At 51.7% G+C, this 12,083-nt stretch carries 9 protein-coding genes and 1 riboswitch; of the genes, 7 read left to right on the top strand and 2 right to left on the bottom strand.

The features are described 5' to 3' along the window. Complete coding sequence (locus BMW71_RS15570; RefSeq protein WP_092175899.1) at window positions 1–1,875, bottom strand: sulfatase-like hydrolase/transferase; 1,875 nt, start codon at window positions 1,873–1,875, stop codon at window positions 1–3. 267 nt (window positions 1,876–2,142) lie between these two features. On the opposite strand from BMW71_RS15570, the gene BMW71_RS15565 reads away from it, so the two are divergent. The 3 genes from BMW71_RS15565 to BMW71_RS15555 are packed head-to-tail and all read left to right on the top strand — an operon-like array spanning window position 2,143 to window position 5,826. Next, the gene (locus BMW71_RS15565; RefSeq protein WP_092175897.1) at window positions 2,143–3,462 is read left to right on the top strand and encodes a peroxidase; all 1,320 of its coding nucleotides are present in this window, start codon (window positions 2,143–2,145) and stop codon (window positions 3,460–3,462) included. 2 nt (window positions 3,463–3,464) lie between these two features. Next, a complete protein-coding gene (locus tag BMW71_RS15560) occupies window positions 3,465–4,877 on the top strand; it encodes a Dyp-type peroxidase (RefSeq protein WP_092175894.1) in 1,413 nt (470 codons plus the stop codon). After that, window positions 4,870–5,826 carry a catalase family protein gene (locus tag BMW71_RS15555; RefSeq protein WP_092175891.1) on the top strand — a complete coding sequence of 319 codons (957 nt, stop codon included), beginning with the start codon at window positions 4,870–4,872 and terminating at the stop codon, window positions 5,824–5,826. The genes BMW71_RS15560 and BMW71_RS15555 overlap by 8 nt, the downstream gene beginning before the upstream one ends. A gap of 1,050 nt (window positions 5,827–6,876) precedes the next feature. Here the strand turns inward: BMW71_RS15555 and BMW71_RS15550 are convergent. Further along, the gene (locus tag BMW71_RS15550; protein WP_092175889.1) at window positions 6,877–8,796 is read right to left on the bottom strand and encodes an FAD-binding protein; all 1,920 of its coding nucleotides are present in this window, start codon (window positions 8,794–8,796) and stop codon (window positions 6,877–6,879) included. 153 nt (window positions 8,797–8,949) lie between these two features. Then, window positions 8,950–9,045: riboswitch (TPP riboswitch) on the top strand. Between the two features lie 77 nt (window positions 9,046–9,122). On the opposite strand from BMW71_RS15550, the gene BMW71_RS15545 reads away from it, so the two are divergent. Genes BMW71_RS15545 through BMW71_RS15530 form a run of 4 tightly spaced genes read left to right on the top strand, consistent with a single transcriptional unit; the run spans window position 9,123 to window position 11,831 of the window. Continuing rightward, window positions 9,123–9,848, top strand: a complete 726-nt coding sequence (locus BMW71_RS15545; RefSeq protein ID WP_394333700.1) for a class I SAM-dependent methyltransferase — start codon at window positions 9,123–9,125, stop codon at window positions 9,846–9,848. Continuing rightward, window positions 9,849–10,901, top strand: coding sequence for an AIR synthase-related protein (locus tag BMW71_RS15540; RefSeq protein ID WP_092175884.1), 1,053 nt, complete (start codon window positions 9,849–9,851; stop codon window positions 10,899–10,901). Beyond that, entirely contained in the window at window positions 10,898–11,554 is a 657-nt protein-coding gene (locus BMW71_RS15535) for a thiamine phosphate synthase (protein WP_092175881.1), read from the top strand. The genes BMW71_RS15540 and BMW71_RS15535 overlap by 4 nt, the downstream gene beginning before the upstream one ends. Next, entirely contained in the window at window positions 11,544–11,831 is a 288-nt protein-coding gene (locus BMW71_RS15530; protein WP_092175878.1) for a Trm112 family protein, read from the top strand. The genes BMW71_RS15535 and BMW71_RS15530 overlap by 11 nt, the downstream gene beginning before the upstream one ends. Window positions 11,832–12,083: the final 252 nt, after the last annotated feature.

Below are 12,083 nucleotides of genomic sequence, written 5' to 3'. Positions count from 1 at the left end.
CTACCAATTCATATCGTACCCATGGTCCATGGGATCCACCTCCCATTTGGTCAGAAGACCTTTAGCCGCCCGAAGGTCGTAATGACTCCGGTTAAACTCCCCCACCATACCGACCATATCCAAAACGGCCTGTTGGGTAGCCGCTTCGCTATCTTCAATGCTATCGATGGCGTTCAAGGCATGGGTCCGGGCAAATGAGTTAGGGGTTTCCAACACTTCGTACAAGGCCTGTAACCCCTGCCCCGTATTTCCCAACCGGTACATGGCTTCGGCGGCCACCACTTTCACATTGGGAGAAGCATCTGCCAGGGCAGTTTGAAGCGCCTCTTCGGCTTCTTTCGCCTCGGTTCCCAGAATCAACAAGCCCGTGGCTCCCCAATACCGGACGGCTGCTTCTTCGCTGGCCAGCATCTCTTTTAGAAAAGGAATGTCGCCTTTTCTGGGATTTGAGGCCAGATTGGCACCATCTATCAGTGCGTTTAGGTCAATACCGGAGGTTCTCATGTAATCGTAAGCGGTGGTTTCCTGGGTACGATCGATCAACTCCGCCTCAGGAATAAAGCCCGTGTCGTTGATTTCCAACATCCAGTCCCTGGTAGCCGACCGCATGCGTTCCAACACCTCGGCGTATTGCGGATCGTTGGCCAGATTATTCACTTCCCAGGGATCGTTTTCGGTATCGTACAACTCTTCTGCTGGCTTGGTATTCCAAAATCTGGATTGCACCTCGTTGCATTCGCCGGCTTTGTAGGCCGCTTCCCAGGACTGAATGGAAGGGGCCCGCCATAGGTACTCTAAAAATTGCCCATATACCCGATAGGGCATGTAATTTCGAATGTAGCGGTACTTGCTATCCCGCGCGGATCGGCTCATGTCGTAGCGCTCGTCCATCCTGCCCCGAAACATAAAGGCGTATTCCGGGTCGTCCGTTTTTTGCTCTCCCAAAAAGGCATTCCCTTGTAAATAGTCCGGTATTTCCTGACCGGTAAGGCTCAACAAGGTGGGCACCAGGTCCACAAAACTGATCAGCCGGTTTACCTCCGAACCCGGTTTTTCGGCGGGATACAGGTGCTTGTACTTTTCGGGAATACGGACAATAAAGGGCACATGGGTTCCGGACTCGTACACGTAGCGCTTGCTGCGGGCCAGTACACCCCCGTGGTCGCCGTAATAAAATACGATGGTATTTTCTGCTTCGCCACTTTCGTCCAGTTCCCGAAGCAGCTCGCCAATAACCTGGTCCATATCTTCGATTTTGTCGTAATACTGTGCCCAATCATGGCGCATTTCGGGAGTGTCGGGGTGATACGGCGGCAGGGTTACGTCCTCGGGTTTGTGCCGCAGTTCTGCTGTTGGAATGGATTTGTGAATGGAGCTCTCGTGAGAAATGGTGGTATTGAATACCGCAAAAAAGGGCTTGCCTTCGGGCCGGTTTTTGTAATGAGCGGTTTTGCTGGATTCGTCCCAGATATTCTCATTCTGGTCGGGGTTAATGTTGTAATCCTCCTTTACATTATTGGTGCAATAATAACCTGCTTCCCGAAGCATTCGGGGATAAAAGCCCACCTGCTGGGATTTGTCGTAGTAACTACGCATGTGTTGGTGTCCACCCGAGTTGGCATACACGCCGGTTAAAATGGTGTTTCGGGCCGGTGCGCAAACCGGCACATTCGCATAGGCATGGGTGTATAAAAACCCCGACGCTGCCAGCGCGTCCATGTTTGGCGTGGTGGCGAATGCATCTCCGTAGCAACCGGCAAAAGGACTGTTGTCCTCACTCGTAATCCAGAGGATATTCGGCGGCGGAAGGTCCTCTTTAGCAGGTTGACAGGAAACCAGGTACAGGAAAAGAAGGCAATAGGTCAGGTGTTTCATTTTGGGTTGTTTATACGTTTACTGGGAATTTCATAAAATAAATCAATTTATTCGATTTTTGGTAGCAATCAGCTAAAAAGCAGCAAGCGAATCGCAGGAGCCCATCGTAGCCCGGTTCTCACGAAAAACCTGCAGGGGAAGCCTGCTTTAGTACGGAATAAAAAAGAATATTCGAAAAAAAGACAGGTTATACATAGAAAATAAGCTCAATGGATTTCATTCCATCGATAGTATTTTTTATATTGGGTTAAAAATAGCTCCGTCTCTATGTCCACTGTCCACAAAGGCCTTACCGTTACCGTCACACTGGACGAAAAAAAAATCCCTTACGTAAACGGGCTTCTCTCGGAGTACCGCAAAGACCTGAAAATCTATCAGGAAACCTACCGGAAATCCCTTTCCGGTACTTTTTTTATCAGTTGGCTGACCCTCCCGGTGCAGCACTATGCGGGGAAAGAACCCCTTCCCGCGCGTATTCTGTTGCTCAGTAGCTACGTGGGAAGCAAAGCTGCCCATCTCAAAGAGTTGGTAGCATTTCTAGGACCTCAGCTACGACAGGTTTTTGGCCAGAGTCCGGAATTTCCTTCAGGTGAAACCGGCGAGCAGGAGTTAATTCGTTTCTTGCAGCAAAAAAGCATTCCCAATACCTTTTACTCCGGATTCAAATTCATTACTACCAAAGAAGCAGACAAGGAAGCGGCACTGAAAGCGGCCGTATTGGACTACCTGCAGGGCCCGGGCAATCTGGGTTCCGAAACAGCCCCTGCCGAAGTAAAAGAAAAAATCGAACAATTTGTGAAAAACCACCCGAAGTTCCATTGGGCCTCGCGGGGGGTACCGTTTTCTTTTCGGAATAAACTCCAGATGCTAGCTCCTCTAGTCGTTTTTTCCCTGGTGATGGTTGCCTCCATCGTCTCGCTGATTGCTTTGTTTTTTTCAGATGCCGGGGTATTTCAGTGGCTTGCCTGGATTTTCCCGGCATTTGTGCTCACCTTGCTGCTGCTTTTTTTACTCCTGCGCCTCAACGAAAACAATCCCCACGAACCTTCCGATCCCCTACCGGACGAGAAGGTACGTGAGATCGTTGCGTTGGAGACGAATCCGGTAATCAATGAAATGACCGTGATTGCCCCCTTGAAGAAGGGATGGATCCGCCGGGTATTTTTGGCGGTAACCCTAAAACTGGTGGGGCTGGTGGCCTATTTTGCCTACATCCCCACCGTCCATACGGCCCGATGGCTGCAAATGGACCGGGGAAAGCGCCTGGTGTTTATCGCCAATTTTGACAATTTATCCGAAGCCTACGCCCATGATTTTGTCGACAGTGAGCGAAGGTCCATGAACATGGCCGTTATTTTCAGCCATGCCTTTGGCTTCCCCGCCACCCGCTGGCTGGTACACAAGCAATACAACCACCGCAGTGAATACATGAAGGGCGTTCGTGCCCACCAGAAAATTACCCAGTTTTGGTACAGCTACAACCGGGATTTAAGCGTGGAAAACCTGAAACAAAACCGGACCTTTCGGGAAGGCCTTTTTAAAGAATTGGACGATACCGCTATCCGGGAATGGTTACTAAGTATTTAATTATGAACAAACTGGAAAAAGAAGACATACAAGGGTTGTTGGTTCGGGGCTACGGCAATCTTCCTACCGCCCGGTACCTGCTGTATACCGGAACCGACCCGGGAATGACCCTGGCTTTTATCCGGGAAATCCTTCCAAAAATCACACCCGCTTCGGAAAAGCCGGCATCTGAAGCCTTTCAGGTAGCGTTTACCCATCCCGGGCTTGCATTTCTGCAGCTTCCCGATGCGGTGTTGGATTCCTTTTCGAGGGAATTCAAAGAAGGCATGAACGACATACACCGGCAGTTAATCCTGGGAGATACCGGCGAGCATGCCTCCCACCACTGGAACTGGGGCGATGAACCGCTGCATTTCTTACTGTTGGTGTATGCAAAAGACGAGCAGCAGTTGGAAAAAAGCATGGCCTGGCTCGACGGACTGAGCCAGACTCATGGGGTTCAGCTAAAGCAAGCGCTGCCCACAGGCCTGCTTTACGGACAAAAGGAGCATTTTGGCTTCCGTGACGACATCTCCCGGCCCATCATTCGGGAATTGGTCGGTAATACGGAGTTGGATCCGGAGACCAGTTTTCCCGCCGGAGAGTTTATCATGGGCTACAAAAACCTGTACGATGAGTTTGCCCCTGCCCCCACCGTGCCCCAGGCGCTGGATCCCCAAAACAAGCTTCCCCCGCACCCGGATTACGGCGAACAACGGGACCTGGGCAAAAATGGCTGCTACCTGGTATTCCGGCAAATGGAACAACGGGTCTCCGACTTTTGGCAGTACATGAAAACGACTGCGGGCGACGCCGATGCAGCCATAGCGCTGGCCAGTAAAATGGTCGGCAGGTGGCCCGATGGATCGCCGCTAACGCGCTGTCCGACCCAGCCGGACCCTTCCCTATCCGATGCCAATGATTTTGGGTTTTGGGAGGAGGACAAAGCCGGTTTGAAGTGTCCCATCGGTGCGCATATTCGGCGAACCAATCCCCGGGACCACCTGGTGACAGAACGAACGCAAAAGGATTCCCGGGAGATGGCAGCCAAACACCGCATGTTACGAAAAGGAAGGCCCTATGGTCCTCCCCTCAGCCCGGAACTGGACCCGCATGCGATCCTGCAAAGCCCGGACGACGGATCAGAGCGGGGCCTGCATTTTATCTGCCTGGTCACCGATATCCGACGGCAGTTTGAATTCGTCCAAAACAACTGGGTGAACTTCCACAAATTCGGTGGACTGGAAAACGATGCGGACCCCATTATCGGCAACCATTACCAAAACGAACGTAGAAAAACCGATTCCTTTAGCATACCGGAATACCCGGTACGGAAGGTTCTTTCGGGACTACCCAATTTTACAGTACTCAAAGGTGGGGCGTATTTCTTTTTTCCCGGAATCCGGGCCCTGCACTACCTGTCAGCCAATGGATAAGTTGTATACCGAAGCAGAAGAAAAAGACATTCAGGAACTGATTCAGGAAATGAAAACGTTTCTGCAAGCGACCTATCCCGAGGGTACGGTGCTGAGAAACTTCCATCCCAAAATGCACGGATTGCTGAAAGGAACCCTACAGGTGCTACCGGATATTCCTCCCGAACTGCTGCAGGGTTTGTTTAAAGAGCCGAAAAGCTACGATGCCTGGGTGCGGCTGTCCAATGCGCCACCCAAGGTGCAGTCTGACAAGCCGGCTTCCGGCCGGGGACTGGCCATCAAGGTACTTGAGGTAGAAGGCGAAATGCTGGAAGCGGATCCAATCGGCGTTCCCAGTCAAAATTTCCTGCTGACCACCAGTCCCATCCTGTCAGCCTGGAATATCCGTCTGTACAAAAAAGCAATCCGGGCCGTTTTATTTGGATTCTGGGCGCAGCTATGGTTCGCCCTAAACCCCCGGCACTGGCGAAGCATATTTCTCACCCTGACCCATTCTGCCAAACACGACAACCTGCTTTCTCAAACCTATTTTTCGGGAGGTGCCTTTCGGTTCGGACCGGAGCGGTACGTCAAATTTGTGCTCCATCCGCAGGATGCCTCACTGGGCTACACCCTGGACAAACCCAAGTCGGACTCCTTTTTGAAGGAACAACTGATTCATGATCTGGACAAAAATACCCATTCCTTCACGCTGTGCGTGCAAGTCCACGAGAATGAATCCGAACATCCCCTGGAAAACACCTCGAAAGTATGGAAGGCGGCTACCATTCCGCTCGCGACGCTTACCCTGCCCATGCAGAATTTTGATACCCCCGAACGGATCGCCCTGGGTGAAAAAATGGAGTTCTCGCCCTGGATAGGCCTGAAAGACCATACCCCGGTAGGAGGAATCAATCGGGCGCGAAGAAGGGTATACAAAGAGCTTGCGGCGTTTCGGAAGACGCAGTAAATCCGAACACGACCAAAACCCGCGGTTGAAGGCGCAGCACCTATGCTGACCAGAGTCGGGAGGTAATTCTACCTACCCATCCCATGTTTACGTGTACGATTTGATACGATTTTCGTCCGTACCCCCCCAACCACTTTCTGGCGACGATGTGCTGCACCCATCGCTGGGGGATGGCTCACATTCAATGCTGAGAATTGATACGATGCATTAGGAGCCAGACCCAATCGATAATAGGATGTCCCATCTGTTGAGTAGCAACGAATATAAACCCAAGCGCTGAAAGCGCACAACACCTATCCACAGGGCTTCACCCTGTGGATAGGTGTTGACCCCGAAATCCAAGCGCTGAAGGCACGAAATATAGGCGTCAATCCACACGCCAAATGCAGGAAGATATGCGCCCTTGCCTTAAATTCGGAAACCTGTATAACGACCAAGAACCGACCGATACATGAACCCCGATCGTTGACGAACCATTTATACCGTTTAATCATTTTTTTGAACCATAGAAGGCATATAAGAGATGTCGAGAGTGCTTCTATTCCTTCTAAAATTTTTTAGCGCCGTCTGTCTGGTAGCTTATGCTATTTTGTTAGTACCCCTTCTATGTACTTTTATGTCCGTATAAGGTTCCAATTATTTTTTTTAAGCCATTGAAGGATCTTGAATTCCTGGCGCTGAAAGCGCAAAATACCGCACCACAGGGTGTAGCCTTGGATAACAATACGGATCGCAGTATCCCATGCGCTGAAGGCGCGAAATACCAACGTCAATCAAAAAAGAACCATCCCCCGTCAAAAACCAACTTATAGGTACTTCTATGTCCTTATATGGTTCCAACCTTTTATTTGAACCACAGAAGGCATAAAAGAAAATTGAAGCAGCTTGAATTAGGTACGTATATACCCGTATAGGATTCCAACAAATAAACCTTCGAGGTCCCGAAGACGGCAAAGGTTGGATACGAATCCGGGCGCTGAAAGCGCGAAATACCTCAGCAGAGGGCGAAGGCCTGTGCTAGCTAACCGTCTTTCGGATCCGTGAATACCTTTATGATTGAAGAATTCGATCCAAAAACGCATTGCGGAAGGTATCTCCGCCAAAAAACTCCTGCTCCTTTTCCCAATCCGTAAACCGGGGGAATGCTTTTTCTACCATTTCCCGGTACCAAGGCTCCACGGAGAGGCCCCAATGTGGCACGGCGCCTATGGCCAGCAACTCCCGCTCCAGGCGCATAAACAAAGGCAGGCTGCCAGTCACACCCTTGACACTCACCAGCTCAATCATGCACATATCTCCTTGCTGCATCATGGACAAATGCGCCGGACACTGCTTCACAAACCGCAGGGAAAAGGGGGCCGCCAGGAGTTGATCGTAGCGTTGGGATTCCTCGCAAACCGCAATGATCCGGTCCACGGCTTCAAAAACCCGGTCAATGGGAAATCCAAATTCGATGGCGTATCCGTAGAATTTCAATTCCCCCAGTCCTTGGTCCAATACATTTCGGGCCAGGTCCTCGAACCCTCCGCCCGCATCGCCTTTGTGGTCTACCAGCCGTTTGATGGAATTATTCGTCATCCGGGGGATGGACAGGTGGTTTTTGTTAAACACCCAGGGCGAAAGCTTGCCCGAAATGGCAATCCCAGAGATAAAGGTAGAAATGTAATTCCGCTCCCTGCCTGCATGGTGCTTTTCGTGTACTTGCTCGCTGTAGTTGCGGGTCGTTACCAGGCATTTACGTTGTTGCTCCGCTTCTGTAGCGGCTTCCAAATCGCGGTAGGGATTGATCAGCACTTCAAAATGTCGGTGGGCATTGATGTAGGCATAGAGGTCTCCCTGTTGCATTTCGGCCTTTACCTCCTCCCAGTCCCGCATGATCCGCTCTTCCTGCAAGCGGTACTCCGGCTGCGCTTCCAGGATCAGGGAAAAAACAATACCCACAGACCCTATCCCTACCATAACGGCATTGAACTTTTCATCGTCCTGAATCAGGGTAATCCCGTGTTTTTGCACCATTTCATCCTTTTCAAAACAATCCGGATCCGTAATGCCATCGGTAGGTTCTACCCGATACACTTTGCCACCCTTGCCCACCAGCGTCATGGAACGCACAAAGGCAGGTACCGGACCAATGCTTATGCCAGACCCGTGCGTAGACGTAGCAATGGCCCCGGAGATCGACTGAATACTCGAGCCTCCCTGATTGATGAGGGCATAGCCGTGGTAGGTCAGTGCCTGAATCAAGTGCCGGATTTTGGTGCCTCCCCCGGTCTCAAAGAGATAATGCGTTTCGGTCCGCTTCTCGTTGCAATAGTTCACCTCCACCTCAAATCCATCCACGTAGGCCGCCTTGATGCAATCACGGGCCGGTCGCTGGGTCTGGTTCAAGTGCTGGGTGCAGACCAGGTAATCCTCGCATTGGGCCACTTCGGTTAGCGCGTGTCCCGATCCAACCGCCCGTATTTTCTTTCCGTTTGTTTCTGCTTCCTTTACCAAATCCACCACCTCGGCTAACCCCTGGTAATCGTAGCTGCTGCAGGATTCGGCCTCCGGCGAAAAATCTTCGTAGGCGCCGTTGCCCGGAACAAAAAACTGCAGGGGTTCCGAAAAATGGTTGCCGTACCAATTCCCCCACTTTTGGCGCAGGTTTTTGTCTTTGGAAAAAACATCCTCCTGCTTGAGTTCCTTGTCCAGCGATAGGAAGACCCGCTCGTGTTTGGCCATGTTTTTATTCAACCGATTTTCTATCAGTCTCCGAACAAGACGGGGCCCAACCAGAAAATTAATCGTGTTTACCCAACGGCTGCGTTTCTGCCGGGAGCAGTGATCGGTAAGGGTGTCGTCCAACAATTCGATGTGCCGGGGCACGTTCTCTCGATTAAACAGCACCTGAATCAACAGGCGAAATAGCACCCAGGAAACCAGGGTATTTCCTTTTTTCCAGGTTAGAAAGTTCGATACAGCACTCATTGGTTAAGGGGGTTTGTTTCAGTGTATTGCATACAGATCGGAAGTTCTAAATATAACAAAAAATCTTTGCCAATGCCTGAACCTTCTGGAAAAGGTTTACCAACCACAAGCAGCCGATTGGATGATCGGAAAAAATTGCCTATACTTGCACCAAATACATGCACGGGGTGCTTGACAAACGTCAGGCTGAGAACAGACCCGAAACCTGATTTGGATAATGCCAACGTAGGGATGCAAGCCAGCCAATTTCCAGTCTATTAGTTGTCGCTCCATTCCATTGGCCTTTTCAATCGAATGGAATTTTTATTTACAGGCAAATGAACGACATGGAAATCAACCCTTCAGGCACAACAGGCCTGCTACCGCAACACCAACAAAACTGGCAGAACCGACCGGAATGGTTCTTTAACCGGCAGCACACGGATACCTACGAACTTTGGTACGAAGGCCGGTACAAACGGGCAGAGGTCTGGCAGAAAAAAGTCATGGAGCAACTGGTCTCCGAAGACACCCGCATCCAAACCTTACTGGAATTTGGCTGTGGTACCACGCGTTTTACGCGCTGGTGGAAGGAGATCGGGATCGAAGCCTCTGGCGGGGATATTTCTCCGCTGATGTTATCCCAGGCCATTCACCTTTTTGACGGCGATCTGGTCATGGCGGATTCCCACCACATGCCCTTCAAGGACCATACCTTCGATGCCCTGGCGTTCATCACCACCTTTGAATACTACAAGGATCCGGTTCGGGTAATCCGAGAAGCCGCACGGGTAGCCCGATACGGGATCGCCATGGGCATGATGAACCGCAATTCACCCAAGGTGCTGCGAAGACGGGTGCAACAACTGTTTGGGAAAAATCCCTTTTATGTCACCGCCACCTTCTACACCCCGGATCAATTGATCCAAATCATTGAAGAGGCACTCAAGGGACGGAATTACACGATCGAATGGTCCTGCACCGGCCTGCCAAAATGGTTTCCTGTACAACAATGGCGGTTGCCCTTCGGAGATTTTTTTGGATTGTATGTCAAACTACTGGATAAAGGCTAAATGAGTAAACCCATTGGAAAAATAGACGAAGCATTTCTGGAGACCTTTATCGCCTCCCGCTGCGGAAAAGATCGGCCCGAAATACTGGTAAAGCCGGGGTTTGGACGGGATGTCTCCCTGATAGCCCTGCCGGGAAGACAGGTTATGGCCCTGACCAGCGATCCCCTATCCCTGATCCCCGGACTGGGATTGGAAGAATCTGCCTGGCTATCGGTACACCTGATGGCCAATGACATGGCAACCACCGGCTTTGCTCCCCAGTACGGGCAGTTTGTGCTGAACCTCCCGGCGAGTTTTTCCAGAGAAGATTTTAACCGGTACTGGGAATACATCCATTCCTTTTGCCGGAAAATCGGACTGGCCATCACCGGCGGCCACACGGGGTTTATCGAAGGGCAGCATTCCACCATCGCTGGGGGAGGTACCTTTATCAGCATTCTTCCGGAGGACCGGGCGCTCACCGCAACCAAAGCCCGGGCCGGCGATGTACTGCTGGTCAGCAAATCGGCGGCCATCTCCTCCGCAGCGATTCTGGCGATGAGCTTCCCGGAAACCACCCAAAACAAATTGGGAAAAGAAATCTACCAGCAAGCCTGCGCCTCCTTTTACGACACCTCTTCCCTGCAAGATGCCTTGCTGGCGGTGGGGGAAGAAGGCGATGCCTCCGTCACGGCCATGCACGACGTTACGGAAGGCGGCTTGTTGGGAGCCATTTACGAATTGACCAAAGCAGCCGGTTGCGGGGTACTGCTCCACAAAGAGCAACTCCCGGTCGGGCCGGTGCAGGCAGCTGTATGCGGGCTTTTTGAGCTGGATCCCTTGCAAAGCATTGGCGCCGGTTCCATGATCATTGCCTGCAAAGAATCGGGTGCAGCGGCGGTTCAGAGCCGGCTGGAAAGCGCTGGGATCCCCTGCACCCAGGTGGGCAAACTCACCTCGGCCGAGGACGGCACCTACCTGCAACAGGGGGACCGAAAGGAACCGCTGGTCTACCAGCAGACCGATCCGTACTGGGCCGCATACCTTAACGCGTACAACCTGGGAAAAAAATGAAACCACTCAACCTATCCGCTGAAAAAGAAATCTACCTGGTGGTAGACCCTGGTTCAAAACCCGAAGCCGACCTGTTTCAGGCCTTGGAACGGGTGTTCCGGTATCCCCTTGTCGCCTTGCAAATCTGGGACAATTTTTCCGATACGCGACAGAAGCAGCGCTTTATACAAAACCTGTGTTCGCTGGCCGCGCCCTACCCCTTCCCTGTATTGATCAATAATGCCTGGGAATGGGTGGCAACGACCGACCTGGACGGGGTGCATTTTGACCAAATCCCCGAAAAATTTGCGGAAATTACCCGGCAACTACCCAAAAACACCCTGCTGGGGCTGACCTGCACCAACGATCTCTCCGCCATGCGCTGGGCAGAGAAAAACAGATTCGATTACATTTCCTTCTGTTCCGTATTTCCCTCGCCCAGTGCAGGGGCCTGCGAACTGGTCAGCCAGGACACGCTACGCGCAGCGGCGGCGGAAAGCCACTTGCCCTTTTTTCTGGCCGGGGGAATTCGAACCGATAACCTGGACCAATTGGCGGGCATCCCCTACCGGGGCCTGGCGCTGATTTCCGGTATTTTGGGACAGCCCGACCCGGAAGCGGCCATGCATCAATTCACAGACCTACTCCAAACGAATCAGAAAAATGAAACGTGAAACGATTGACAAACTATGTTGTCCCTTTGACCGGTCGGACCTGGAACTGACCCGAATCACCGAAGATCTCGATGGAAAAATTGACGAAGGCTGGCTGCATTGCGACCAATGCAAACGCATCTACCCGATCGTAAAAGGTATTCCCATCATGAATCCGGATGAATACCGGGAATTTAGCCTGGAGCAACCCCTGCTCGACCGCTGGCAGAAACACCTGCAAGGCCGACGGGTGAAGGATTTTCGCCTACTCGACGCGGGAGAGGAAGGGGACACATAATCCGGAAACTCCCGGCAGCATTTCCCGGAGGAAAACGGCTCCGCCCCCTGACGGGTATCTCGCCAACTAAAAACTATGCAATTCTTCGGGGCGGCAACTATCTTTCAAGAGAATGCAGACATGCTTTACCAAAGCGATTCGTGTCTTGCATCCGTATTTCGGTATGTATCGCCCGTTTCCTTTCGTATTTCCCAATGCCCTCCGAAAGGGATTGGTAAATCAAGCGATGCTGAAAAATGACCGGCCTCATCC

It is taken from the genome of Cyclobacterium xiamenense, assembly GCF_900109255.1.
Classification (GTDB): domain Bacteria; phylum Bacteroidota; class Bacteroidia; order Cytophagales; family Cyclobacteriaceae; genus Cyclobacterium; species Cyclobacterium xiamenense.
This window is presented reverse-complemented; position numbering and strand designations above follow the sequence as displayed.